Source organism: Microbacterium sp. Se63.02b (assembly GCF_014171575.1).
GTDB lineage: Bacteria > Actinomycetota > Actinomycetes > Actinomycetales > Microbacteriaceae > Microbacterium.
The window spans coordinates 2,151,155-2,176,157 of record NZ_CP050453.1; the positions used below are offsets into that span (position 1 = coordinate 2,151,155).

The 25,003-nt window shown below is 68.7% G+C and carries 24 protein-coding genes and 5 pseudogenes; 13 read left to right on the forward strand and 16 right to left on the reverse strand.

What is annotated here, in order from left to right; genetic code table 11:
* Positions 1–5: 5 nt before the first annotated feature.
* The 4 genes and pseudogenes from G4G29_RS10620 (at position 6) to G4G29_RS10635 (ending at position 5,202) form a co-directional block, all read left to right on the forward strand.
* Positions 6–587 carry a DUF3000 domain-containing protein gene (locus G4G29_RS10620; protein ID WP_183150112.1) on the forward strand — a complete coding sequence of 194 codons (582 nt, stop codon included), beginning with the start codon at positions 6–8 and terminating at the stop codon, positions 585–587.
* Positions 580–1,771 (forward strand): annotated as a pseudogene (locus G4G29_RS10625) (HRDC domain-containing protein). The gene G4G29_RS10620 and the pseudogene G4G29_RS10625 overlap by 8 nt, the downstream one beginning before the upstream one ends.
* Before the next feature lie 72 nt (positions 1,772–1,843).
* Positions 1,844–3,049 carry a thiolase family protein gene (locus G4G29_RS10630; protein WP_183150113.1) on the forward strand — a complete coding sequence of 402 codons (1,206 nt, stop codon included), beginning with the start codon at positions 1,844–1,846 and terminating at the stop codon, positions 3,047–3,049.
* An 8-nt stretch (positions 3,050–3,057) separates the two neighbouring features.
* The gene (locus G4G29_RS10635; protein WP_183152808.1) at positions 3,058–5,202 is read left to right on the forward strand and encodes a 3-hydroxyacyl-CoA dehydrogenase NAD-binding domain-containing protein; all 2,145 of its coding nucleotides are present in this window, start codon (positions 3,058–3,060) and stop codon (positions 5,200–5,202) included.
* 79 nt (positions 5,203–5,281) lie between these two features.
* On the opposite strand, the gene G4G29_RS21910 is transcribed toward G4G29_RS10635, so the two are convergent.
* The 9 genes and pseudogenes from G4G29_RS21910 to G4G29_RS21950 form a co-directional block, all read right to left on the reverse strand.
* A complete protein-coding gene (locus G4G29_RS21910; protein ID WP_244631875.1) occupies positions 5,282–5,443 on the reverse strand; it encodes a GMC oxidoreductase in 162 nt (53 codons plus the stop codon).
* Positions 5,444–5,512: 69 nt separating this feature from the next.
* Entirely contained in the window at positions 5,513–5,755 is a 243-nt protein-coding gene (locus G4G29_RS21915; protein ID WP_244631877.1) for a hypothetical protein, read from the reverse strand.
* A gap of 43 nt (positions 5,756–5,798) precedes the next feature.
* Positions 5,799–6,326, reverse strand: a complete 528-nt coding sequence (locus G4G29_RS21920) for a hypothetical protein (RefSeq protein WP_244631879.1) — start codon at positions 6,324–6,326, stop codon at positions 5,799–5,801.
* Positions 6,290–6,907, reverse strand: coding sequence for an NAD(P)-binding protein (locus G4G29_RS21925; protein ID WP_244631881.1), 618 nt, complete (start codon positions 6,905–6,907; stop codon positions 6,290–6,292). The genes G4G29_RS21920 and G4G29_RS21925 overlap by 37 nt, the downstream gene beginning before the upstream one ends.
* Positions 6,904–7,182, reverse strand: coding sequence for a hypothetical protein (locus G4G29_RS21930; protein WP_244631883.1), 279 nt, complete (start codon positions 7,180–7,182; stop codon positions 6,904–6,906). The genes G4G29_RS21925 and G4G29_RS21930 overlap by 4 nt, the downstream gene beginning before the upstream one ends.
* A gap of 64 nt (positions 7,183–7,246) precedes the next feature.
* A pseudogene (locus G4G29_RS23990) lies at positions 7,247–7,480 on the reverse strand (hypothetical protein); the annotation flags it as partial.
* A 4-nt stretch (positions 7,481–7,484) separates the two neighbouring features.
* Positions 7,485–7,805: pseudogene (locus tag G4G29_RS21940) on the reverse strand (acylglycerol kinase family protein); the annotation flags it as partial.
* 1 nt (position 7,806) lies between these two features.
* Positions 7,807–8,637, reverse strand: a complete 831-nt coding sequence (locus G4G29_RS21945) for an FAD-linked oxidase C-terminal domain-containing protein (RefSeq protein ID WP_244631884.1) — start codon at positions 8,635–8,637, stop codon at positions 7,807–7,809.
* Positions 8,638–8,642: 5 nt separating this feature from the next.
* Positions 8,643–9,428: an FAD-dependent oxidoreductase gene (locus tag G4G29_RS21950; protein WP_244631886.1), complete on the reverse strand. Its 786-nt coding sequence runs from the start codon at positions 9,426–9,428 to the stop codon at positions 8,643–8,645.
* Positions 9,429–9,448: 20 nt separating this feature from the next.
* Here G4G29_RS21950 and G4G29_RS21955 point away from each other — a divergent pair, with 20 nt between their 5' ends.
* The 6 genes and pseudogenes from G4G29_RS21955 (at position 9,449) to G4G29_RS10665 (ending at position 12,340) form a co-directional block, all read left to right on the forward strand.
* Positions 9,449–9,604 (forward strand): TetR family transcriptional regulator, encoded by a 156-nt coding sequence (locus tag G4G29_RS21955; RefSeq protein WP_244631888.1) that lies wholly within the window; start codon positions 9,449–9,451, stop codon positions 9,602–9,604.
* A gap of 68 nt (positions 9,605–9,672) precedes the next feature.
* A complete protein-coding gene (locus G4G29_RS21960) occupies positions 9,673–10,059 on the forward strand; it encodes a hypothetical protein (protein WP_244631890.1) in 387 nt (128 codons plus the stop codon).
* Positions 10,056–10,451 carry an FAD-dependent oxidoreductase gene (locus G4G29_RS23420; RefSeq protein ID WP_274601157.1) on the forward strand — a complete coding sequence of 132 codons (396 nt, stop codon included), beginning with the start codon at positions 10,056–10,058 and terminating at the stop codon, positions 10,449–10,451. The genes G4G29_RS21960 and G4G29_RS23420 overlap by 4 nt, the downstream gene beginning before the upstream one ends.
* 93 nt (positions 10,452–10,544) lie before the next feature.
* Positions 10,545–11,192, forward strand: a pseudogene (locus G4G29_RS10660) (FAD-dependent oxidoreductase); the annotation flags it as partial.
* A 15-nt stretch (positions 11,193–11,207) separates the two neighbouring features.
* Entirely contained in the window at positions 11,208–11,504 is a 297-nt protein-coding gene (locus G4G29_RS23995; RefSeq protein ID WP_258567215.1) for a glycerol-3-phosphate dehydrogenase C-terminal domain-containing protein, read from the forward strand.
* Positions 11,505–11,644: 140 nt separating this feature from the next.
* Entirely contained in the window at positions 11,645–12,340 is a 696-nt protein-coding gene (locus tag G4G29_RS10665) for an SPFH domain-containing protein (protein ID WP_183152809.1), read from the forward strand.
* A 48-nt stretch (positions 12,341–12,388) separates the two neighbouring features.
* Here the strand turns inward: G4G29_RS10665 and dxs are convergent, their stop codons facing one another.
* The 5 genes from dxs to dut form a co-directional block, all read right to left on the reverse strand.
* Positions 12,389–14,329, reverse strand: coding sequence for a 1-deoxy-D-xylulose-5-phosphate synthase (dxs, locus tag G4G29_RS10670; RefSeq protein ID WP_183150114.1), 1,941 nt, complete (start codon positions 14,327–14,329; stop codon positions 12,389–12,391).
* A gap of 157 nt (positions 14,330–14,486) precedes the next feature.
* Positions 14,487–17,366, reverse strand: coding sequence for an aconitate hydratase AcnA (gene acnA, locus G4G29_RS10675; protein ID WP_183150115.1), 2,880 nt, complete (start codon positions 17,364–17,366; stop codon positions 14,487–14,489).
* A 108-nt stretch (positions 17,367–17,474) separates the two neighbouring features.
* A complete protein-coding gene (locus G4G29_RS10680; protein WP_183150116.1) occupies positions 17,475–18,209 on the reverse strand; it encodes a DUF3159 domain-containing protein in 735 nt (244 codons plus the stop codon).
* Positions 18,206–18,793: a DUF3710 domain-containing protein gene (locus G4G29_RS10685; RefSeq protein ID WP_183150117.1), complete on the reverse strand. Its 588-nt coding sequence runs from the start codon at positions 18,791–18,793 to the stop codon at positions 18,206–18,208. Before G4G29_RS10685 ends, G4G29_RS10680 begins: the two co-directional genes overlap by 4 nt.
* A complete protein-coding gene (gene dut, locus G4G29_RS10690; RefSeq protein ID WP_183150118.1) occupies positions 18,786–19,259 on the reverse strand; it encodes a dUTP diphosphatase in 474 nt (157 codons plus the stop codon). The genes G4G29_RS10685 and dut overlap by 8 nt, the downstream gene beginning before the upstream one ends.
* Before the next feature lie 3 nt (positions 19,260–19,262).
* Between dut and G4G29_RS10695 the strand changes: the two genes are divergently transcribed.
* The gene (locus G4G29_RS10695) at positions 19,263–19,736 is read left to right on the forward strand and encodes a DUF3093 domain-containing protein (RefSeq protein WP_345941057.1); all 474 of its coding nucleotides are present in this window, start codon (positions 19,263–19,265) and stop codon (positions 19,734–19,736) included.
* Positions 19,737–19,812: 76 nt separating this feature from the next.
* Here G4G29_RS10695 and G4G29_RS10700 read toward each other — a convergent pair whose 3' ends face one another.
* Positions 19,813–20,106, reverse strand: a complete 294-nt coding sequence (locus tag G4G29_RS10700) for a DUF4193 domain-containing protein (protein WP_046747247.1) — start codon at positions 20,104–20,106, stop codon at positions 19,813–19,815.
* A gap of 198 nt (positions 20,107–20,304) precedes the next feature.
* Here G4G29_RS10700 and sepH point away from each other — a divergent pair, with 198 nt between their 5' ends.
* Positions 20,305–21,345, forward strand: coding sequence for a septation protein SepH (sepH, locus tag G4G29_RS10705; RefSeq protein ID WP_183150119.1), 1,041 nt, complete (start codon positions 20,305–20,307; stop codon positions 21,343–21,345).
* Positions 21,346–21,348: 3 nt separating this feature from the next.
* Here sepH and G4G29_RS10710 read toward each other — a convergent pair whose 3' ends face one another.
* On the reverse strand, positions 21,349–22,419 hold the full coding sequence (locus G4G29_RS10710) for a nucleotide pyrophosphatase/phosphodiesterase family protein (protein WP_183152811.1): 1,071 nt from the start codon (positions 22,417–22,419) through the stop codon (positions 21,349–21,351).
* Positions 22,420–22,514: 95 nt separating this feature from the next.
* Between G4G29_RS10710 and G4G29_RS10715 the strand changes: the two are divergent.
* Positions 22,515–24,955 (forward strand): annotated as a pseudogene (locus G4G29_RS10715) (DNA topoisomerase IV subunit A).
* Positions 24,956–25,003 lie beyond the last annotated feature (48 nt).

The window sequence follows — 25,003 nt, forward strand, 5'->3', positions numbered from 1 at the left end:
TTGCCGTGACCGCACACCCCGAAGCCGGGACGCCATTCGACAGCGCTGTGACCGACCTGCGCGAGACCGTGTTCCGTGACGACATCACGGTCCGCGAGATCGCCACGCCGCAGGGCCTCGCGCCGTTCGCCCATGCACTGGCCGCCGACGTGCGCCCTGAGGGAGACGGGGAGTCGGTGTACGGCACCGGACGGTTCGTCCTTCTCCACGACCCGGAAGCGCCCGGCGCCTGGGGCGGCCCCTGGCGCATCGTCGTCTTCGCGCAGGCACCACTCGAGACGGAGATCGGCACCGACCCTCTCCTCGCGGATGTGACGTGGTCCTGGCTCGTGGACGCCCTCGACTCCCGCGGAGCGATCTATCACTCCGCATCCGGCACATCCACGAAGACCCTGTCGAAGGGTTTCGGAGGTCTCGCGGTCGAAGGCGACGGCGCCCAGATAGAATTGCGTGCGTCCTGGACACCGGAGGGCCCGATCCGACCGCACGTCGAAGCATGGGCCGAGCTGGTCGGAATGCTGGCGGGACTTCCGCCCGGCTCCGAGGGCATCGCCGTGATCGGCGCGCGAAAGGCTGTACGTGACTGAATACTCCGTGATCTCGGATGCCGAGGAGTTCCGCGCCGCCTGCGCCGTGCTCGCCGCAGGCACCGGCCCCGTCGCCGTCGACGTGGAGCGCGCGTCCGGTTTCCGGTACTCGCAGCGCGCCTACCTGGTGCAGGTCTTCCGCCGCGACGCCGGCGTGTTCCTCTTCGACCCGCCGGCGATCGGCGACTTCGCCCCGCTGCAGGCGGCGATCGGCGAGACCGAGTGGGTGCTGCACGCAGCGAGCCAGGATCTCCCTCGCTCCGGGAACTCCACCTCGAGCCCACCGTGATCTTCGACACCGAGCTGGCGTCGCGTCTGCTGGGCCACGAGCGCGTCGGGCTGGCGGCCGTCGTCGAGGACGCGCTCGGCATCACTCTGAAGAAGGAGCACTCGGCGGCGGATTGGTCGACTCGACCGCTGCCCGATTCGTGGCTCGAGTATGCCGCGCTCGACGTGCTGCATCTCGTCGACGTCCGCGACGTCCTCGTCCTCGAACTGGAGGAACAGGACAAGACGGCGATCGCCGCCGAGGAGTTCGCCGCGACGCTGGCCCGTGCGCCGAAGCCGCCGCGGGAGGACCCGTGGCGGCGCCTCAGCGGCCTGCACCAGGTGCGCGGATCCCGCAACCTCGCGGTCGCCCGAGCGCTCTGGGAAGCCAGGGAGATGTACGCGCAGCAGCAGGACGTCTCCCCGGTCGACTCGTGCCGGATCGCTCCCTCGTCGCCGCCGTCATGGCGAACCCGCCGTCGAAACAGGCCCTCGCAGGAGTCAAGGAGTTCCAGGGGCGCGCGAGCCGCACCCAGCTGGACCGCTGGTGGCAGGCCATCGTCGACGGCCGCGCGGCCGAAGACCTCCCGCGCGAACGCGTCCCGAGCGACACTCTTCCGCCGCCGCGCGCCTGGGCGGATCGGAACCCCGAGGCCGACGCGCGCCTCAAGGCCGCCAGGCCCGTCGTGGAGGCCGTCGCCGAGGAGCTCGGGATGCCGACCGAGAACCTCCTCACACCGGAGTACCTGCGCCGCGTTGCCTGGGAGCTTCCGGGCGAGACGGCAGAAGACATCGCCCGAGCGCTGACGGCACTCGGCGCTCGTCCGTGGCAGGTTGCACGTACTGCACAGAAGATCGCGGACGCCTTTGTAGAGGCCGCGCAATCGCCCGACACCACCCCCGCACCGGCTTCGTAGGTTCGATCCAACCGATTCCTCCCCGTTTCTCGGGCTTCATAGACTGAGGTCACGCACTAACTTGGAGGCAGAGTGGCCGAGATCTCGGACGTCTTCTTCGTCGATGGAGTACGCACCCCCTTCGGGCGCGCCGGCGAAAAGGGCATGTACTGGAACACCCGCGCGGATGACCTCGCGGTCAAGGCGACCATCGGCCTGATGGAGCGCAACGCCGCCGTCCCGGCGGACCGCATCGACGATGTCGCCATCGCGGCGACGAGCCAGACCGGAGACCAGGGGCTGACCCTCGGCCGTTCGGTGGCGATCCTCGCCGGACTCCCGCAGACCGTGCCGGGACTCGCGGTCGAGCGCATGTGCGCCGGGGCGATGACCAGCGTCACCACCATGGGCGCATCGATCGGCGTCGGCATGTACGACTTCGCCCTGGCCGGTGGCGTCGAGCACATGGGGCACCACCCGATCGGCGGCAACGCCGACCCCAACCCGCGTTTCGTCGCGGAGAAGATGGTCGATCCTGGCGCCCTCAACATGGGAGTCACGGCCGAGAGGATCTTCGACCGCTTCCCGCATCTGACCAAGGAGCGCTCCGACCGCTTCGGCATGCTCAGCCAGCACAAGGTGCAGGCGGCGTATGACGCCGGCAAGATCCAGCCAGACCTGGTTCCGGTCGCCACCAAGGGCGTCGACGGCGCCTGGGGCCTCGCGACCGAGGACGAGGGCCGCCGTCCGCAGACGACGATGGAGGACCTCGCCGCCCTCAAGACGCCGTTCCGTCCGCATGGCCGCGTCACGGCAGGTACCTCGTCTCCGCTCACGGATGGCGCGACCATGTCGCTGCTCGCCGGCGGCGGTGCGGTGAAGGAGTTCGGACTCGCGCCGAAGATGCGCATGGTGTCGTTTGCCTTCGCCGGCGTGCAGCCCGAGATCATGGGCATCGGGCCGATCCCCTCGACCGAGAAGGCTCTGAAGAAGGCGGGTCTCACGATCGCCGACATCGGGCTGTTCGAGCTCAACGAGGCATTCGCCATCCAGGTGATCTCCCTGCTCGACCACTTCGGCATCGCCGACGACGACCCCCGCGTCAACCAGTGGGGCGGCGCGATCGCGCTCGGACACCCGCTGGCGGCATCCGGTGTCCGTCTGATGATCCAGCTCGCGGCGCAGTTCGCCGAGCGCCCCGATGTCCGTTACGGCCTGACCGCCATGTGCGTCGGGCTCGGGCAGGGCGGTTCGGTCATCTGGGAGAACCCGCACTACGACGGCAGGAAGAAGAAGTGAGCGCCCCCGTGACGAACTACGACGACATCGACTTCTCCCCCATCCAGGCCCTCACCGACGGCGAGGTCATCACGCACTCCCCCGTGCGCGACATCCGCCTCGCTTCCGGCAAGGTCCTCGCGCTCATCACGCTCGACAACGGTCGCGATCACACCCGCCCGAACACACTCGGTCCTGCGACGCTCACGCAGCTCGGAGAGACCCTCGACGGGCTCAAGGCACGCGCGGCCGCCGGCGAGATCCAGGCGGTCGGCATCACCGGCAAGCAGTACATCATGGCCGCCGGCGCGGATCTCTCGGACATCAGCAAGGTCGGCTCCCGCGACAACGCGCGCCTCATCGCTCAGCTCGGCCACAAGGTGCTCGGCAAGCTCGGCGACCTCGGCGTGCCGTCGTTCGCCTTCGTGAACGGCCTCGCGCTGGGCGGCGGTCTGGAGATCGCACTGAACTCCAGCTACCGCACGGTGGATGCGTCCGCCGCTGCGATCGCCCTGCCCGAGGTCTTCCTCGGCATCATCCCCGGCTGGGGCGGCGCGTACCTGCTGCCGAACCTCATCGGCATCGAGAACGCCCTCGAGGTCGTCATCTCGAATCCGCTCAAGCAGAACCGGATGCTGAAGCCGCAGCAGGCGTTCGACTTCGGCATCTTCGACGCGATCTTCCCCGCCGCGAACTACCTCGAGAACTCGCTGGCGTGGGCCGACGCGGTGCTCGGCGGCAAAAAGGTCGAGCGCAGGAACGAGCCCGGCAAGATCGAGCGCCTCACCAAATGGCCGATCGCCATCAAGATGGCTCGGGGCATGCTGGAGTCGAAGATCGGGACCGTCCCGAAGTCGCCGTACGCGGCACTCGACCTCCTTGACAAGGCGAAGAGCGGCACGAAGGCGGAGGGCTTTGCCCGCGAGGACGAGGCGCTGGCCGAACTCGTGACTGGCGACCAGTTCGCCGCGTCCATGTACGCGTTCGACCTGGTGCAGAAGCGCGCCAAGCGGCCCGTCGGCGCTCCCGACAAAGCCCTGGCGAAGAAGGTCACCAAGGTCGGCATCATCGGCGCCGGACTCATGGCCAGCCAGTTCGCGCTGCTGTTCGTGCGCAAGCTCCAGGTGCCCGTGCTCATCACCGACCTGGATCAGGCGCGCGTCGACAAGGGCGTCGCGTACATCCACGACGAGATCGGCAAGCTCGAGGCGAAGGGTCGGCTGGACTCCGACTCCGCCAACAAGCTGCGCGCGCTCGTGACGGGCACCACCGACAAGAGCCTCTACGCGGACTGCGACTTCGTGATCGAGGCCGTGTTCGAAGAGGTCGGCGTCAAGCAGCAGGTGTTCGGCGAGATCGAGAAGATCATCGCCGAGGATGCGATCCTCGCCACGAACACCTCGTCGCTGTCGGTCGAGGAGATCGGGTCGAAGCTCGCCCACCCCGAGCGACTGGTCGGCTTCCACTTCTTCAACCCGGTGGCGGTGATGCCGCTGATCGAGGTCGTGAAGACGCCCGCCACCGACGACGCCGCGCTCTCGACGGCCTTCGTCATCGCGAAGGGTCTGGGCAAGAACGCGGTCCTCACCGCCGACGCGCCCGGTTTCGTCGTGAACCGTCTGCTCGCCAAGGTCATGGGCGAGGCCGCCCGCGCCGTCTACGAGGGCACGCCGATCGCCGACGTCGAGAAGGCCTTCGGTCCGCTCGGCCTGCCGATGGGTCCGTTCCAGCTGATCGACCTGGTGGGTTGGAAGGTCGCCGCCCACGTGCAGGACACGATGGTGCGCGCCTTCCCCGACCGGTTCTACGCCAACGAGAACTTCCACGCGCTCGCCGAGCTCGATCAGGTCGTGGAGAAGGACAAGGGTGGACGAGTCGTCGGCTGGAGCAAGCAGGCCGAGAAGGTGCTGAAGCCCGCCGTCGGCAAGACCCCGGCGCCGGCGGCGACCATCCTCCAGCGTGTGCAGGACGGGCTGGCTCAGGAGATCAAGCTGATGCTGGACGAGGGGGTCGTCCCTGAGGTCGAGGACATCGATCTGTGCCTGATCCTCGGGGCCGGCTGGCCGTTCATCGACGGCGGTGCGTCGCCCTACCTCGATCGCGAGGGGCATCCGAGCGCGCGTTCGGCGGGATCCTTCCACACCCCGCAGATCCGAGGTGTCGAGAGCCGCTGAGTCGCACGCTCTTCATGACGAAGCGCCCCGCCGTTCGCGGTGGGGCGCTTCGTCGAAGAGCGAACGCGCGTGCAGGCGCTCAGTTCGGTGAGTGCGGCGGCCTCCCGTCGGTCTCACCGTGACGGGGCCAGTACGCCAGGGCCCGTTCGGCGAGAGCGGTGATCGTGAGCGAGGGGTTCACGCCGGGGTTGGCCGAGACGGCCGAGCCGTCGAGGACGTGCAGACCGGGGTGCCCCCACACGGTGGTACATGTCGATGACGCCCGCCTCGGGTGTCGCAGAGATCACCGCTCCCCCGAGGAAGTGGGCGGTCAGCGGGATGCCGAACACCCGGGCCACGATCCTCGTGCTTCCGCCGACACGCCGCCCTCTTCCTGCATCCGCGCCGCGATCGCCGCTGCGGCCGCGTGGGCCTGCGGCAGGTGACTCGGATTCGGCTCACCATGCCCCTGCTCGCTCGTCATGACGAGTCGCCCGAGACGTGGACGCAGCGACAGCGTCAGGGAGTTGTCGGCGGTCTGCATCACGAGCGCGATGATGCCCCGCTCGCCCACCTGCGCAGGTTCGCCAACCGGAACTGTCGCAGCGGCGCACGGATCACCTGACGGGCAAGGCTCCCACTCGTGCGCCGAGCGAGCGCTCGCCGGTCACCAGCACGGTCGCGAGCGCTCCCATCAGATTCGACCCGGGTCCATAGCGTACGTTCTCGACGTGCGTACGGTCGTCCACGTGGAACGACGTGGTGATCGCCACACCCCTCGCCAACTCGAGGGAATCCGGCACCCTCGTGGCGACCGCGCCGTCGAGCGCCTCCGAGTTCGTCCGGGTGAGGCGTCCGACGGCATCGGATATCCTCGGCAGCGCGCCGGACGCCTTCATCCGATGCAACAGTTGCTGAGTGCCCCAGGTGCCCGCGGCGAGCACCACCTGCTCCGCGGTCACCGTTCTCCGCGTGCGCCGGAGCCGAGAACCACTGCGCCGGGTCGTGACTGCGAAGCCCCCGGCCGGGAGCTCGCGGATGTCGATGACCGTGCGCATCGGCTCGATCACCGCACCGCGTCGCTCCGCGAGCGCGAGGTAGTTCTTCATCAGGGTGTTCTTCGCTCCGACGCGGCATCCGACCATGCAGTTGCCGCAGAGCGTGCACCCGGTGCGCTCAGGTCCCTCGCCGTCGAAATAAGGATCGGCGACGCGCTCCCCGGTCGCCCGAACCACACGCCGACCGGCGCATGGCGGAACGTGGAACCCACCCCGAGGTCCTCCGCCGCACCGGCCATGATCCGCTCGACGGGGCCGGTATGCGGATAGCGCTCCACGACCCCCAGCATCCGCTTCGCCGTGCGATAGTGCGGCGACAGCTCGGACTCCCAGTCGGCGATGTCACGCCATTGCGGGTCCTGGAAGAACGCGACTCCCGGCTGATACAGCGTGTTCGCGTAGTTGAGCGAGCCTCCTCCGACGCCGGCGCCCGCGAGGATCATCACGTGGGGCAGGCGATGGATGCGCTGGATCCCGAAGCAGCCGAGCGCGGGAGCCCACAGGTAACGCCGCAGGTTCCAGCTGGTCTTCGCGAAGTCCTCGTCCTCGAAGCGACGTCCCGCTTCGTAGACCCTGACCCGGTAGCCCTTCTCTCGGAGCCGCAACGCCGCGACGGACCCGCCGAACCCCGACCCCACGATCACGACGTCTTCGTCGAACCCGGTCATCGCCCTCCCTCCGACACCATGACGGTGAGCGCCCCGGGAAACACGGAGATCGCGCACTCATCCTCACCGACCCGCTCCCCGTCCGCGTAGACGACGAGCCCGGGAGCGGAGATCGTGACAGCTCGCGCCCGTCGATGGACGACCTCCGGCCGATCCAGGTGGGTTCCGCGCAGGAGCAGCGGGAACAGCCGAAGCAGGCGCGCACGGCTGAGCGGCGCGACCTGCACGATGTCGAGCAGGCCATCGTCCGGCAGCGCTCCGACGCAGATCGGCATGCCTCCCGCCGTAGCTCGCTGTGCTGCCCGCGGCGATCAGCGTGCCGGGAGACATCCTCGGGATCTCGCCGTCGACGGAGATCGTGAAGTCCATCGGGCGCAGACGCGCGAGTTCGATGAGCAGCGCGAGGTAGTAGCGGGGCGCGCCGTGCGGCCAGCGGAGTCGGTTCGTGCGTTCGCTGATCTTCGCATCGAAGCCGAGAGCAGCGATGGTCAGGTACTTCTTGACCGGTCGCTGTGCGGATCTCTCCGACGTCGATCGGACGCGGCACCCCGGTGAGCGCGAGTTCCGCGGCAGCCTTGGCGTCGCGACGGGGCAGGCCCAGCGCCCGCGCCAAGTCGTTCCCGGTGCCCGCTGCCACGAGCGCTACCGGAACGGATGCCGCGCAGACGACGTCGAGGACGCCGGAGAGCGTGCCGTCGCCGCCCACCACGACCAGTGCGCGCGGTTCCTCTGCGAGCGCCGTGGCGGCGAGCCGGACGGTGTCGTCGGCTGACGCGCCGGCGTAGGTCCGCACATCCGCACCTCGTTCGCGCAGATGAGAGACGGCGATCTCCGCAGCTCTCCTGCCGCGGCCCTTGCCGGAGAAGGGATTCGCGAGCACGGCGATGTGCTCTGCCACGTCAGCGTGTCCGTTCGACGGGGATCACGGCACCGGGGTTCAGGATGCCTGCGGGATCGAGCTCGCGCTTGATCGCGGTGAGGATGCGGATGCCGGTGTCGCCGATCTCCTGACCGAGCCAGTCCGCGTGGTCCCGTCCCACCGCATGGTGATGGCTGATGGTGCCGCCGGACGCGATGATCGCGTCGTTCACGCGCGCCTTCACCGCCTCCCAGACGCCGAGAGGCTCGGCACGGATACCGGCGAGCACGGTGAAGTAGAGCGACGCTCCTGTGGGGTAGATGTGGGAGACGTGGCACATGACATACGTCTTCGCTCCGGCATCGGCGAAACCGTGCTTCAGCGCCGTCTCGACGGCCGTGCGCAGGGGCCGCAGGTTCGACCACGTCGTCGCGGTCTCGAGGGTCTCGCAGAACACACCCGCGTCGAGCAGCGAATCCCGCAGATACGGACCGTCGAAGCGGCCCTGAAGCCACTCCTCCGCCGCGCCCTCCCCGGCAGACGTGCCGCCGGCTGCGGCGAGCTGGGCACTCGCCCTGGCCCGCCGACCGGTGATGTCTTCGCCCTCGTACACCGTCACCGCGCTCGCTCCCTTCGCGAGGGCCTTCCCGATCTTCCCCACCTGGGCGAGGCTCACCGCGGTCTCCGCCTCGTCGGAGAGCCGGATGACGGTAGGGCCGTCGCCCGACTGCGCCACTCGCCGGAGCCCTTCGACGCCGCTCTCGAAGTCGGGGAAGGTCCACGATTCGAACAACCGCTCGCGAGGAATCGGATGCACGCGCACCTTGACCTCGGTGATCACACCGAAGATGCCCTCGGAGCCGAGGAACACACGGATCAGGTCGGGCCCCGCCGCCGAGCCGGGTGAGCGCCCGAGTTCGAGGTCCCCGTCGGCGTCGCCACGCGGATCCCGGTCACCATCGTCTCGAAACGTCCGTTGCCTGCCGAGTTCTGGCCCGAGGAACGCGCCGCCGCGAAGCCGCCGATCGTCGCGTAGCGGAAGCTCTGGGGGAAGTGTCCGAGTTCGAGACCGTGCGCCGACAGCAGCGACTCCGCCTCGGGCCCTGTGGTGCCCGCGGCGAGCACGGCTTCGCCGCTGAGCTCATCGAGTCTCACCAGGCCGGTCAGGCGGCGCAGATCGAGGGTCACGACACCGTGGTGCGTCCCGCGGTCGGGGTCGAGGGCACCGACGACGCTCGTACCACCGCCGAAGGGGATCACCGCGACCCCGCGCTCACCAGCCACCTCCAGGCACGCACGTACTTCGTCGTGAGCGGCCGGGCGCACGACGGCATCGGGCACACGCTGCTCCCGAGCTCGGCGTCGCAACAGGTCCGGAGTCGACCGCCCGCCCGCGTGGCGGATGCGCGCCTCCGCAGACTCGTCCACGTGCTCCGCGCCGACGACGGAGCGGAAAGCGTCGAGATCCTCCGCCGTCAGAGCGCTGTCATCGATGCGGACGGCGTCCAGCGACACCGGCTCCTCTGGCCGACGGATGCGACCGAGCAGAAGCGGCAGCAGGGTGCGGACCGCGCGCGGCAGCTCCTTGGCCTTGCGAGGATCGCCCCAGCCGTTCCACCGCATCGCGACATGGTCGGCGCCGCTGCCACTCTCCTGCTCCATGCGTTACAGTGTGACACATCATGGAAGAACGTCAACCAGAAGTCGACAAGAGCGAAGACGAGCTCCCCGCGTGGGATGCCACCCAGACCCGCATCCTCGACGCTGCCGACGCCCTGATCAGCCGTCGTGGTGTGCACGGCGTGACGATCGCCGAGCTCGCACGGCGCTCGAGCTGAGCCGTCCGACGATCTACCGCAGCTGGTCCGATGCCGACGACGTCGTCCGCTCGGCTTTGCTTCGTCGGGTGATCGGGCTCATCGAGATGCTGCCGCCGGACCCCGCCCGCACCCGCGCGTCGGTGGTCGACGCAGTCATGCGGTTCATCACGCTCTTCCGCGGCGACACGGTGTATGCGCGTCTGCTCGCCGACGAGCCGGAGGCCTTCACCCGCTACACGCTGCAGCGCGTCGGGTCGAGTCAGCGCCGGATACTGCGCTGGCTCGCCGCCGCCATCGCCGCAGCCCAGACCGATGGGTCCGTCCGCGCTGATCCGGCCGGAGAGATCGCGGTCATGGTGCTGCTGGTGGCCCAGTCCGCCGTCCTCTCGCACGGGACCGTCGCGGAGCTCATCTCCGAGGCCGCATGGGAGCGCGAACTGCGGACGACTCTCGACGGGCTTCTGCGCCCATGACCACGACATCCTCTGCGCTGAACGGGTCACGGCGTCGGGGCGACCTTGCACGAGCGGCGGAGGAGACGGTGGATGTTCTCGTCATCGGCGGCGGGATCACGGGCGCCGGCGTCGCCCTGGACGCCGCAGCTCGCGGCCTCTCCGTCACGCTGATCGACGCGGAGGACCTCTCCTTCGGCACGAGTCGGTTCAGCTCGAAACTCGTGCACGGCGGCCTGCGTTACCTTGCCACCGGGGACGTGGCCACCGCACGGGAGAGCGCGCACGAGCGACACCTTCATGACCACCATCGCCCCGCACCTGATCCGTCCGCTCGGACAGCTGCTCCCGTTCAGCGAAGGCATCACGCTCCGCCAGCGCACGGCCGGCGCTCTCGGCATGGGGCTCGGTGACCTCCTGCGGATGAGCGCACACCTCCCGGGCCGTGCTCCCGGCTCCGGTTCTGGTGTCCGCGCGCACGGCCGCCCGCATCGCGCCGGCCCTGGAACGCCGTGGTCTGCGCGGCGGCATGCTCGTCGTACGACGGCCAGCTCGACGACGACGCCAGGCTCGTGGTCACGGTGGCGCGGACAGCCGCGTCGCTCGGAGCGCGGATCCTCACCCGAGTCCGAGCTCTCGGGCTGCGTGGCGACGGCGCGACCGCCGAGGACACGCTGACGGGAGAGCGTCTCGATATCAGAGCGCGCGCCGTCATCAACGCGACCGGCGTGGGGGCGGGCTCGCTCGACGACGCGATCCGGGTGCGCCCGAGCCGGGGCACGCACATCGTCCTCGACGCGAACGACCTCGGGGCGCCGCACACGGCCCTCACGATCCCCCACGAAGGGTCGATCAGCCGATATGTCTTCGCGCTGCCGCAGGCGTACGGTCGGGTGATCGTCGGGCTGACCGACGAGGATGCTCCGGACGCCGTGCCCCGGGTTGCGCAGCCCACGGAACGTGAGATCGACTTCCTGCTCACGAACCTCAATCGTGTGGTCGCGTCGCCGATCCGACGCGAGCAGGTGCGCGGCGCGTTCGCGGGCCTTAGACCTCTCGTCGACCGGGGCACGGCTCCGACGGCCGACATCTCGCGCAGACACCTCGTGACCGTGTCCGGCGCGGGGTTCGTCACGGTCCTCGGCGGGAAGCTGACCACCTATCGACGGATGGCCGAGGACGCGGTCGATCTGGCGCTGCACACCCGCGGGCTGACGGCCCCACCGAGCCGGACCGCGTCATTGCGTCTCGTCGACCGCAGGGTTCCCGTTGCTCGAGAGCCGGTCGACGAGGAGACGGGCCTGACCAGTGCTGAGGTCGAGTACGCCGTGCGTGTCGAGGGCGCCATGACGGTCGAGGACGTCCTCGACCGGCGGACCCGCATCGGGCTCGTCGATGCCGACCGAGAACGGTGCCGCGCAGCCGTCGAAGCCATCGTCCAGAGGTCGCTCGCAGACGGGGCCTGATTCCTTCCGGAGGCGGATCCGAGCGCTCCCGGTTCGACGGCACGGCAACGCGGGTAACGGCGGGAGAACAGCGCATGAACTCCCCTCGACCGCGGTCCCCACGCGACGCACTGCCCGCCGCGAGCGTGCACAGTGGTGTCATGGACATGCTCTTCACGATGCTGGGCGGCAAAGGGATGTCAGGGCTGTTGAAGACCGGAACAGCGATCCTCACGACCCTCCTGGTACTCCCCGCTCTCCTGAAGCTCTTCATCGTCACTGTCGATGAGGGCTGGGCGGCCATCCGGACGCGAAACGGCAAGCCCATCATCCGCAATCGCCCCCAGCGACGCCCGACCAATCGCGGGGGCGCGGTCGGCGAGGTGGTCGTGCTCGATCCGGGCTCGCACGGCGCGTTCCCGCTGTTCTACTGGTACCGGCTGATCGACGTCCGCTGTCGGGCGACCGATCTCCCGGTGCGGGAGATGGGAGGAGCGAACGGTCACCAGCACCGGGTCCACGCGTCGTTCGAATGGCGACCGATACCGAGCGGTCGAGATCTGCGAGTGTTCGAGCTCGACGTCGTGAACGTCAAGGAGCGGGCCTCGAACATCGTCGGAGCAGCGCTGCGCGATGTCATCCGCGGGCTCGAGGGCACCGAGTTGCCGCACAACGACGAGATCAACACCAGGGTCATCGCCGCGAGTGCCGATGAGGTGCGCCGCGCCTGCGGTGTGGAACTCGTGCGCGTCATGGTGACCGGTGACGCCCTGACCGACGGGTATCTCCTCTCGACGGCACTCCGCGACGTCGATCGGGGCGCTCAAGCCGTCGCCGCGCTGCACGCACTGAACTGACGCCCGCCGACGCGGTGCCGGGGAAGACGTCGGCTCGGGCCGCTCGGCTCAGTGCCGCTCGTGCAGCGGAAGGTCGATCGCGCCCGTCTCCCCCGCGTGGCGGGCCTTCGGGATGCGGGTTCCGAGAACCTGGGCGACGATGTCCTGCGCGATCTTCGACGGTGTGAGTCCCGCATCGGCGAGGATCTGGTCGCGGCTCGCATGGTCGATGAACTCGTCGGGCAGGCCGAGCTCGTCGACCGCCGTGTCGATGCCGGCCTCTCGGAGGGCCTGGCGGACCCGGGTGCCGATGCCGCCGACGCGGATGCCGTCTTCGAGCGTGATGACGAGGCGGTGGTGCCCGGCGAGCTCGACGATGGACGGCTGCACCGGGATAGCCCAGCGCGGGTCGATGACGGTCGCCCCGATCCCCTGCGCGCGCAGACGATCGGCGACGTCCAACGCGAGTTCCGCGAAGGGACCGATCGCCACGATCAGGACGTCTTCGCTCTCGCCGCGGGCCAGCACGTCGACGCCGTCACGCAGGCGCTCGATCGCCGGAAGATCCTGCGCGACCTCGCCCTTGGGGAAGCGGATGACCGTGGGGGCGTCGTCGACCTCGACGGCCTCGTTCAGGGCCTCCGTCAGCCGGGCGCCGTCTCGCGGGGCGGCGATGCGGATGTGCGGGACGATCTGGAGCATGGCGAGGTCCCACATGCCGTGGTGGCTGGGGCCGTCCGGGCCGGTCACCCCTGCGCGGTCGAGCACGAAGGTGACGCCGGCGCGGTGCAGAGCCACGTCCATCAGCACCTGATCGAACGCGCGCCCCATGAATGTCGCGTAGAGCGCGACCACCGGGTGCAGCCCGCCGAAAGCGAGTCCGGCCGCAGAGGCGACCGCATGCTGCTCGGCGATGCCGACGTCGTACACCCGATCGGGGAACCGCTCCGCGAACGGAGCGAGACCTGTCGGCCGCAGCATGGCGGCCGTCATCGCGATCACATCGCTGCGCTGCTCGCCCACCGACACGAGCGCATCGGAGAACACATCGGTCCATCCTCGGCCGCCGGACGACAGTGTCTCTCCGGTCGTCGGGTCGATCTTCCCTACGGCGTGGAACTGGTCGGCTTCGTCATCGCGTGCCGGTTGGTAACCGCGCCCCTTCTCGGTGATCGCGTGCACGATCACCGGAGCACCATACGACTTCGCCAGCTCGAGGGTCTCGAGCAGTGCCGGGAGGTCGTGCCCGTCGACCGGACCCAGGTACTTGATGTCGAGGTTGGAGTACAGCGCCTCGTTGTTCGTGAACCGCGACAGGAAACCGTGCGTTCCCCCGCGGACGCCGCGGAACACCGCTCGGCCGACCGGGCCGAAGGCGCGGAACAGGCGGTCGGAGCGCTGGTGCAGGTCTTTGTATGCGGCGGCGGTGCGCACCCGGTTCAGGTACCGCGACATGCCGCCGATCGTCGGCGCGTACGAGCGTCCGTTGTCATTGACCACGATCACGAGATTGCGGTCGTTGTCGTCGGAGATGTTGTTCAGCGCCTCCCACGTCATGCCGCCCGTGAGCGCACCGTCGCCCACGACCGCGACGACATGCCGATCCGCCCGACCGGTCGCGGTGAGCGCCCGGGAGATGCCGTCGGCCCAGCTGAGCGAACTCGAGGCGTGGGAGGACTCCACGACGTCATGGGCGCTCTCCCCGCGTTGCGGATACCCGGCGAGACCGCCACGCACCCGCAGGGCGGAGAAGTCCTGGCGCCCGGTGAGCAGCTTGTGCACGTAGGACTGGTGACCGGTGTCGAAGATGAAGGGATCGTCCGGGGAGGAGAAGACCCGGTGCAGCGCGATGGTCAGCTCGACCACTCCGAGGTTCGGACCGAGGTGGCCTCCCGTCCGGGAGACGTTGTCGACGAGGAACTCTCGGATCTCTGCAGCGAGCTGCTCCAGTTGGTCGGCCGAGAGGGCGTCCAGATCACGGGGTCCTGAGATGCTCGGAAGAATGGTCATCTGCGCCTCCTCACAGGCTCCGCCGGAAGCACCCGACGGGGGTGCGGGCGCCTCTCGATCCTACCCCGCGGGCTCCGCAGAGCACGCTGCACAGACACCCCCTTGACAGGCGGAAGGGGCTCGTGTCCGAAGACCCGAGCCCCTTTCGTCTGTGCGATCAGACCAGCGAACGCAGCACGTACTGCAGGATGCCGCCGTTGCGGTAGTAGTCGGCCTCACCGGGGGTGTCGATGCGGACGACCGCGTCGAACTCCACGGTCTGCTTGCCCTCGGGCGAGTGCTCGCTCGGGGTGGCCGTGACCTTGACCGTCTTGGGCGTGACGCCGTTGTTGAGCTCTTCCAGACCCGAGATCGAGACGATCTCGGTACCGTCGAGTCCGAGCGACTCCCAGCTCTCGCCGGCAGGGAACTGCAGCGGGACGACGCCCATGCCGATCAGGTTCGAGCGGTGGATGCGCTCGAAGCTCTCGGTGATGACGGCCTTGACGCCCAGCAGGCTCGTGCCCTTGGCCGCCCAGTCGCGCGACGAGCCGGAGCCGTACTCCTTGCCGCCGAAGATGACGAGAGGGGTACCCTGCTCCTGGTAGTTCATGCTCGCGTCGTAGATGTACGACTGCGGGCCGCCGGGCTGCGTGAAGTCGCGCGTGAATCCACCCTCGACGACCTGTCCGTCGTTGACGGCCGAGACCATGAGGTTCTTCAGACGGATGTTCGCGAACGTCCCGCGGATCATGACCTCGTGGTTGCCACGACGCGAACCGAAGGAGTTGAAGTCCTTGCGGTCGACGCCGTGCTCGGTGAGGTACTGCGCCGCCGGCGTGCCCGGCTTGATGTTTCCGGCCGGCGAGATGTGGTCGGTCGTGACCGAGTCGCCGAGCGTCGCCATGACACGAGCACCCTCGATGTCCTTCACCGGGGTGAGCTCCATCGTCATGCCGTCGAAGTACGGCGCCTTGCGGACGTAGGTCGAGTTCTCGTCCCACTGGAACGTGTCGTCGTCCGGCGTCGGCAGGTTGCGCCAGCGCTCGTCGCCGTCGAACACCGTCGCGTACTGCTTGATGAACTGGTCGCGCGAGATCGACGAGTCGACGATCTCCTGCACCTCATCGGGCGTCGGCCAGATGTCCTTCAGGAAGACGTCCTGTCCGTCGCTGCCCTTGCCGAGCGCGTCGTTCTCGAAGTCGAAGTGCATCGACCCGGCCAGCGCATACGCGATGACCAGCGGCGGGCTGGCGAGGTAGTTCATCTTCACGTCGGGGCTGATGCGACCCTCGAAGTTGCGGTTGCCCGAGAGCACGGCGGTGACGGCGAGGTCGTGCGAGTTGATCGCCTCCGACACCTCTTCGATCAGCGGGCCCGAGTTGCCGATGCAGATCGTGCACCCGTAGCCGACGGTGTAGAAGCCGAGGCCCTCGAGGTCCTTGTCCAGACCGGACTTCTCGTAGTAGTCGGTGACGACCTTCGAGCCGGGGCCGAGAGTCGTCTTGACCCACGGCTTCTGCTTCAGGCCCTTCTCGAGCGCCTTGCGCGCGACGAGACCGGCCGCGATCATGACCGACGGGTTCGACGTGTTGGTGCACGAGGTGATCGCGGCGAGGGTGACGGCTCCGTTGTCGAGGATGTACTTCTCCCCCGACGGCGTGGTGACGGGAACCGGGTTGGAGGCGTTCGTCGGCGCACCGCTGCTGATGTGCACGGGGCGCGTCGTCGGCTCCTCTTCGCCGGGGACCTGTCCCGGGTCGGACGCCGGGAACGAGTGCTTCGACTCGAGGTCGACGATGTCGTCGCTCGTCGAGGGCGTCGCATAGCTCAGGATGTCCTGCTCGAACTGCGTCTTCGCCTCGGAGAGGAGGATGCGGTCCTGCGGGCGCTTCGGGCCGGCGATCGACGGCACGACCGTGCCGAGGTCGAGCTCGAGGTACTCGCTGAAGGTCGGCTCGTGCGAGGCGTCGTGCCAGAGCTTCTGCTCCTTGGCGTACGCCTCGACCAGTGCGACGGCCTCCTCGCTGCGGCCGGTGAGGCGCAGGTAGTCGAGGGTGACGTCGTCGATCGGGAAGATCGCGGCCGTGGAGCCGAACTCGGGCGACATGTTGCCGATCGTGGCGCGGTTCGCGAGCGGCACGGATGCCACGCCCTCACCGTAGAACTCGACGAACTTGCCGACCACGCCGTGCTTGCGCAGCAGGTCGGTGATCGTGAGCACGACGTCGGTGGCAGTGACGCCGGCGGGGATCTCACCCGACAGCTTGAAGCCGACGACGCGCGGGATGAGCATCGACACGGGCTGGCCGAGCATGGCCGCCTCCGCCTCGATGCCGCCGACGCCCCAACCCAGCACGCCGAGGCCGTTGACCATGGTGGTGTGCGAGTCGGTGCCGACGCAGGTGTCGGGGTATGCGCGGAGCACGCCGTCGACGTCCCGGTCGTAGATGACCTTCGCGAGGTGCTCGATGTTCACCTGGTGGACGATGCCGGTTCCAGGCGGGACGACCTTGAAGTCGCTGAACGCGGTCTGCCCCCAGCGAAGGAACTGGTAGCGCTCGCCGTTGCGCTCGTACTCGATCTCGACATTGCGCTCGAGGGCGTTCTCGGAGCCGAACAGGTCGGCGATCACGGAGTGGTCGATGACCATCTCGGCGGGCGAGAGCGGGTTGATCTTGTTCGCGTCTCCGCCGAGCGCCGTCACGGCCTCGCGCATGGTGGCGAGGTCGACGATGCAGGGCACACCGGTGAAGTCCTGCATGACCACGCGGGCCGGCGTGAACTGGATCTCGGTGTTGGGCTCTGCCGCGGCATCCCACGACCCCAGCGCCTCGATCTGCGCCTTCGTCACATTCGCGCCGTCCTCGGTGCGAAGCAGGTTCTCCAGGAGGACCTTGAGACTGAAGGGGAGCTTCTCGAAACCGGGCACCGTGTCGATGCGGAAGATCTCGTAGTCGGTGCTGCCGACTGTCAGGGTGCTCTTGGCACCGAAGCTGTTCACCGTGGACACGAATCCGTCTCCTTCTATTCGGATGGGAGCGACAGGCGCCTCCATCTTGCTCGCCAGCGAGCTCCTGCGGCTAGCAAGGCGGACCTAACCAGTCTGCTCCGCGCGGCCCGCCGGCGAAAGCCTGCGATTTATCTTGATGTCAAGATAAATCTATCATGCCTCGGCGGTATCCTCGCGCGACGGCCCCCGAGGATGGAGAGCCCGGACGACCAGCCAGGTGACGGCGATGAGGGGCGCGAACAGCGGCAGCCCCATGATGAGCTTGAGCGTGCCGAGCGCCGTGACGTCACCCGCGAGGTAGAGCGGCAGCTGCACCGCGAGCCGCGCGAAGAACAGCGCGGCCCATGCGATGCCGAGCCAGAAGTACGCGCGACGTTTGCGCCGATCGTTCCGCCAGGCAGTGCCCTCCCCCATCAGGAACCCGACGGCGAGGCCGATCAGCGACCATCCGATCAGGGCCGACACCAGGATGACCGAGCCGTACACGGCGTTCGTGATCAGGCCGGGGACGAAGTTGTCGGCGCCGCGCCCCGTCCACAGTGCCAGTCCGGCCGCAGCCACCGCGGCGACCAGCCCGCCGATGGCGGCGGACGGCGGGGACTTCTGCAGCAGACGCACGATCGTGAAGATCGCGGCGAGGCCGACGGATATCCCCAGCGAGAGGATCAGCGGCTCGGGGCGGATCGTGAAGATGACGACGAAGGCGAGACTGGGCAGCACCGATTCGAGGATGCCGCGAACCCCGCCGATGGCCGACCACACGACCTTGTGGGTGCTGGCGCTCTCCGCCGGGTCGAGTCCGGCACGGCGAGCCGCACTGCCGAGCGCCTCCCCGAGGAGTTCCGAGGTGCGCTTCTCGCGCTCCGGCTCGTGTTCCGGCGTGCTCACGCCGAGCCCGGTGTCGCCGGCATCTTCAGCGGGATCAGGTCGCGCGGCGGCATGGGAGAACCACCGCGCACGACGACGATCGATCGGAACAGGTCCTCGACCTTGGCCCCGGCCTCCGGATCCGACGCGCCGGCGCCGCCGATGACCCCACGCAGGAACCACCGCGGCCCGTCGATGCCGATGAAGCGCGCGAGACGCAGACCCGAACCCTCGCTCGCGGTCGCAGGGACCTCGGCGAGCAGCTCCTTGCCCAGCGGACCGTCGCGCTCCTCGACGCGGCCGCCCTGCGCCTTCACCTGATCGCGCAGCTGCACGCGGGTCTCATCCCAGAGACCGCCCGATCGCGGCGCCGCGAACGGCTGCACCTGCAACGAGGAGTCGGCGTAGTCCAGGCCGACGGCCACGATGCGCTTGGTCTGCTCCTCCACCTCGAGTCGCAGGTTCAGGCCTTCACGCGGAAGGATCTTGATCCCCCCGAGATCGATGTACGGCCGGACCGGGTTCGCCTCGGAGTCGTCGAAGGGCCCATCGGTGGCGCGGTTCTCGGGCGCCGACTTCGAAGGGGTGTCGTTGTTGTCAGTCATTGGCTTGTCCTGCTTCGTTCTGGTGGAGCGCCGCCTGGTATCCGGTGGAACCGAATCCCCCGTCGCCGCGGATGCTGTCTGGCAGCTCATCGACCGGGAGGAACGTGGCACGCGTCACCGGCATGATGATCAGCTGCGCGATGCGATCGCCGACCGCCACATCGTACGCGCTGCGGGTATCGGTGTTGATCAGACTCACCTTGATCTCACCGCGGTATCCGGCGTCGACGGTGCCGGGCGAGTTGACGATCGAGATGCCGTGCTTCGCGGCGAGACCGCTCCGCGGCACCACGAAGGCGGCGTACCCGTCCGGGAGCGCGATGCGCACGCCCGTCGCGACCAGAGCCCGCTCCCCCGGCTCGAGATGCACGGCCTCGGCCGAGACCAGATCTGCACCGGCGTCTCCCGGATGCGCGTACCCGGGAGTGACTGCGGCGATAATGGGGACATCAACGGAATCGGTCACCCCATGAGGCTAATGCAGAACCCCGCCACAGACGCACGTACCCGCTATCGCGAACGGCTCTCCCCGAGCCTGTGGCTTCTCGTCACCGTCGCGGTTGCCGGACCGATGGTGTCACTCGTCTTCGTCCCCATCGGTTCGACGTTCGCGCTCGTGCTGGGAGCGGTGGTCTCCGCGCTCCTCGTGCTCGGGTTCGTGCTCGCGACGCCCGTCGTCGCCGTGGAGGGCACGGTGCTCCGCGTCGGACGCGCGCACATCGACGCGCGATTCCTCGGTGAACCGGTGGCGTTGACCGGAGAAGAGGCCAGACAGGCGCGCGGTCCCGATCTCCCGGCCCGTGGCTGGCACCTGATCCGCGGCGGCATCGACGGCATCGTCATCGTGCCGAACATCGATGCGGACGATCCCGTCGTCGCCTGGACGATCTCCAGCCGCACGCCCGATCGCCTGGCTGCGGCTATCCGGGCCGCCCGCGCCTGACGGAAACGCGCCCGGGAACGACAGCGCGCCCCTGACCGGAGGGTCGGGGGCGCGTGAGACGTCGCTCGGAGGACTGCTAGGCAGCGCACTCCTTGCAGATGGGCCCGGATGCGCCCTCGTGGTCGAGCTGCGAGCGGTGCTTCACGAGGAAGCAGCTCATGCACGTGAACTCGTCCTGCTGCGCAGGCAGCACGACGACATCGAGCTCGAGATCGGAAAGGTCGGCACCCGGAAGGTCGAAGCTCGACGGGTTGTCGGAGTCTTCGTCCCCGCTTGAGCCGGAGTTCTTGTCCGGCACACGCTCCTTGAGGGCTTCGATCGACTCGGAGTCGTCTTCGCTCTTTCGGGGGGCGTCGTAATCGGTTGCCATGCGGTAGATCTCCACTTTCATGGTGCGAGTGGGTGGTGCGCCGTCGGGTATTCGGCGGCCATAGTTTGCACGACGCAAAGGCATAACGCAAATGCGGGTCCGTGCGACAGAGCAAACTCACGGCACGCCCAGGGTATTCCCCGCCGCTGCGCTCGTCGCGTGACACCATGAACGGACACCCATCAGAGGGGCATTCGCATGGAAAACGTCACCATCGTCGGCACTGAAGCAGGAGTCCTCGTACTCGCGACCGAGTCGGGCGAGCGGTTCGCGCTGCCCATCGACGACATGCTGCAGCGGGAGATCCGTCGCGCCACGCGCCAGTCCGAGCCCACCGCCCAGAAGCTCGCCGCGAGTCCCCGCGACATCCAGGCGCAGATCCGCGCCGGTCTCACGGCTCCGGAGGTCGCCGAACTCCTCGGCATCAGCGTCGACGACGTCGCACGGTTCGAGGGCCCGGTCCTCGCCGAGCGGGAGCACATCATCGGTCAGGCCCTCGCGGTCCCCGTCCTCATCGGCAGCGAGGTCGAGCCCGACGCCCAGCCCACCTTCGGCGCCGCCGTCCGCGCGAAGCTCGATGAGGTCGCGGCCACCGCGGAACGCTGGGCCAGCTGGAAGGGAGACGCGGGCTGGACGGTCAAGCTCGAGTTCACCGCCAACGACGTCGAGCACGATGCGCGCTGGAGCTTCGACCCGCGTCGCAGCGCCCTCTCGCCGTTGAACGCGGATGCCACCCAGCTCTCACGTCAAGGCTCCCTTCCCGAGGGCCTCATCCCCCGCCTCCGGGCCGTCGAGGCCGACCGTGCCACGTCTCCCTACAAGGATGAGAGCCGCTTCGACTCCGGGGCGTTCGGCCCCCGCCTGCTCCCGGCACCCGAGGCGGAGCTCGAGGACCCCGCCCTTCCGGCGCGCTCCGACGTCGCCGCGCAGGATGCGGCGATCAAACGCGCACCCTCGGCGCAGAGCACCAACCCGGAGACCGCCGATCTGCTCGAGGCGCTCCGTCGCCGGCGCGGTCAGCGCGAGACGGCGCCCGTTCTCGAAGACACCGAAGACGACGATCACTCCGACCCGATCGCGCTTTTCGATGCGCTCGAGCAGCAGCAGGACGAACCGGAGCCGACGCAGACCTCTCAGCCATCACCCTCCGAGACGGGCGACTCCAGCGGTCGGCGACGTCGACGCAACGCGATGCCCTCATGGGACGAGATCGTCTTCGGGGCACGCACCGACGAGTGACGGTCAGCGCGCGAACGCCCCCAGGCGCAGCAGCGGCACGTTCCGCTCCTCCGGCGTGAGAGCGCCGTGCTGGCCGATCATTCCGCGCCCTCGCTGGTCCGCAGCCGTACCGTCGTAGATGGCCCATGCGCCGCGTGCGATCGCCAGCAGGTCGCCGATCCGCGACGCGGCCGCCTCAGTCACCGTCGGTCCGAACAGTCCGAGCTGAACGGCCTCTTCGCGAGTGATCACGTCGGCCACACCCTCGAGATCGGCTCTCCAACGCGCAGTCACCGCGGCGGAGTCGGCGTCGGGTTCGAGATAAACGTGGAGCATCCGAGGCTCGCCGCCGATGTGGCGCACCCCGGCGAGATGCTCTGCGTCGAGCACGACCTGGCGGTTCACCGGCACATCGACCATCCCGTGATCCGATGTGACGAGTACGCCGACTCCGGGAGGCACGCGTGCCGAGAGTGCGGCGTCGATGTCCTCGAGCGCGGCGACCCATTCGCGCGAGGCGATGCCGTACTTGTGACCGGCTTTGTCGACCTCAGGCAGGTAGCAGTAGACGAGTGAACCCGCACTCCCCTGGGCGAGTGCGTACGCGGCTTCGATGCGCGAGGCAGCCGTCGTCGCTGCGACGAACTCCGCCCCTCGGAGGGTCGCCTTGGTGAACCCGCTGTGCGCGTAGCCGCCGAATCCGACCGCGAAGCTCGGGTGCCCGTCGCGACCCGCGCGTTCGAAGATCGTCTCTGCCGCCTGCCAGGTGAGCGGGTCGATGCCGTCCGTCTCCCAGCCGCTGAGCTGGTTGACGAGGATGTCGCGGCTCGCATCCCGCACACGATAGCCCACCAGTCCGTGTTCGCCGGGCCACACACCCGTGACGATACTCGTGAGCGCCGCTGCCGTCGTGGAAGGGAACACGGTTCGGGCGACGTCCTTCTTCGCCATCCCGGCTGTCAGAGCGCGCGCATGTCCGGCATGACTGCGCAGGCTGATCGCACCGAGTCCGTCGATCACGACGAGGACAGCCGCATCCACGCGCGGGAGCGCAGCGGATTCACCGCGGAGCGCGGATGACAGGTCCGCCGCCACCCCGACGACGCTCCGAACGCTCGGCGACTCGGACGGTAGCATGAGGGACATCCGAGCCAGTCTGACACAGGCTCCCGTACGCCTTCAGGAAGTCCATGCCGAAAACGCCGCCGCCCGAGCCCGTCGAGGAGCGCATCCAGGACATCGACCTCTCCTCGGAGATGCAGGGTTCGTTCCTCGAGTACGCGTACTCGGTGATCTACTCACGGGCCCTGCCCGATGCCCGTGACGGCCTCAAGCCGGTGCAGCGGCGCATCCTCTACCAGATGGCCGAGATGGGCCTGCGCCCCGACCGCGGACACGTCAAGAGCGCCCGTGTCGTCGGCGAGGTGATGGGGAAGCTGCATCCGCACGGCGACTCGGCGATCTACGACGCCCTGGTGCGTCTGGCACAGGAGTGGGCTCTGCGCGTGCCCCTCGTCGACGGCCACGGCAACTTCGGCTCGCTCGACGACGGGCCTGCCGCCGCCCGATACACCGAGGCTCGTCTCGCCGCCGCTGCCCTCGCACTCACCGAGAATCTCGACGAAGACGTCGTCGACTTCATCCCGAACTACGACGGGCAGTTCCAGCAGCCCGCGGTGCTCCCCGCGGCGTTCCCCAATCTGCTCGTGAACGGCGCCAGCGGCATCGCCGTCGGCATGGCGACCAACATGGCCCCGCACAACCTCATCGAGGTCGTCGCCGCTGCCACCCACCTGCTCGAGAACCCGGACGCGACCACCGAGGAGTTGATGGAGTTCGTCCCGGGACCCGACTTCCCCTCCGGCGGGATCCTGATGGGGCTCGACGGGGTCAAAGACGCATACACGAACGGCCGAGGCGCTCTCAAGGTCCGCGGCAAGACCTCGATCGAGCCGCTCGGCCCTCGACGCACCGGCATCATCGTCTCCGAACTCCCCTACATGGTGGGACCCGAACGACTGATCGAGAAGATCCGCGACGCCGTGCAGGCCAAGAAGCTGCAGGGCATCAGCGACGTCACCGACCTGACCGACCGCAACCACGGGCTGCGCGTGGCGATCGGGGTCAAGACCGGTTTCGACCCGAATGCCGTCCTGGAGCAGCTCTACCGTCTGACCCCGCTGGAGGACTCCTTCAGCATCAACAACGTCGCGCTCGTCGACGGCCAGCCGCGCACTCTCGGCCTCAAAGAGATGCTGAGCGTCTACGTCGGGCACCGCCTCGAGGTCATCACGCGTCGCAGTCGCTATCGCCTCGCGCGACGCGAAGAGCGCCTGCACCTCGTCGAGGGACTGCTCATCGCGATCCTCGACATCGACGAGGTCATCCAGGTGATCCGCTCCTCCGACGACTCGGAGCAGGCCAGGACGCGGCTTCGCTCCGTCTTCGATCTCAGCGAGCTGCAGGCCGAGTACATCCTCGAGCTGCGCCTGCGTCGTCTGACCAAGTTCTCGCGCATCGAACTCGAGACCGAACGCGACGCGTTGCTGGCGGAGATCGCGTCGCTGCGAGAACTCCTCGGGAGTCCGGTGCTGCTGCGCGCCGTCGTCGCGCGCGAGCTCGATGCCGCCGCCGACGCCTATGGCACGCCTCGTCGAACCCTCTTGATGAACGCGGCGCCCCCAAGCCGCGGGCCACGAAGGGTGCCGTCGACCTGCAGATCGCCGACGCCCCCACCGTGCTCGTGCTGTCGACCACCGGTCGCGCCGTGCGGGTCGACCTCGGCGAGGGTCAAGAACTCGGCGTCCCTGCACGGCGAAGCAAGCACGACGCCATCCTCACCACGATCGAGACGACGGTCCGCGCGGAGATCGGTGCGGTGACGAGTCTGGGTCGTGTCGTGCGCTTCTCTCCGGTCGACCTGCCGTCCGTGCCGTCGACATCGGTGCAGCTCGCCGCTGGCACGCCGCTGCGCGACTATCTCGGCATCACGACCAAGGGTGAGAAGGTCCTCGGGTTCGTCCGCTTCGACAGCGATACCCCGATCGCGCTCGGAACCGCGCAGGGGACGGTCAAGCGCATCGTGCCTTCCTCGCTGCCCGTGCGACCCGACCTCGAGGTCATCGGGATGAAGCCGGGCGATACCGTCGTCGGTGCGGCCGAGGCCTCGGACGACACCGAACTCGTCTTCGTCACCACCGACGCCCAACTGCTCCGCTTCCCCGCATCGACGGTTCGTCCGCAGGGTGCCCCGGCTGGCGGCATGGCCGGCGTGAAGCTCGGCTCCGGGGCGTCGGTCCTCTTCTTCGGCGCCGTCGACCCGACGACGGACGCCGTCGTGGCCACCGTGTCCGGCGGCGAGAGCATCCTCCCCGGAACGGACCCCGGCCGCGCGAAGGTGTCGTCCTTCGCGGAGTATCCCGCGAAGGGCCGCGCCACGGGTGGCGTGCGCGCACATGCCTTCCTGAAGGGCGAAGACCGCCTCACGGTCGCCTGGGTCGGAGCGAGCCCGCCCCAGGCCGTCGACCCGACGGGAGCAGTGCGCAAGCTGCCGGAGACGGGCGCTCGCCGAGATGCCTCGGGCCAGCCGATCGACGGCGTGATCGGCAGCATCGGCCGGACCCTCGTCTGACGCCCCACCGGCGACTCGGATGAGAAGAGGGACCAGGGCGACCTGGTC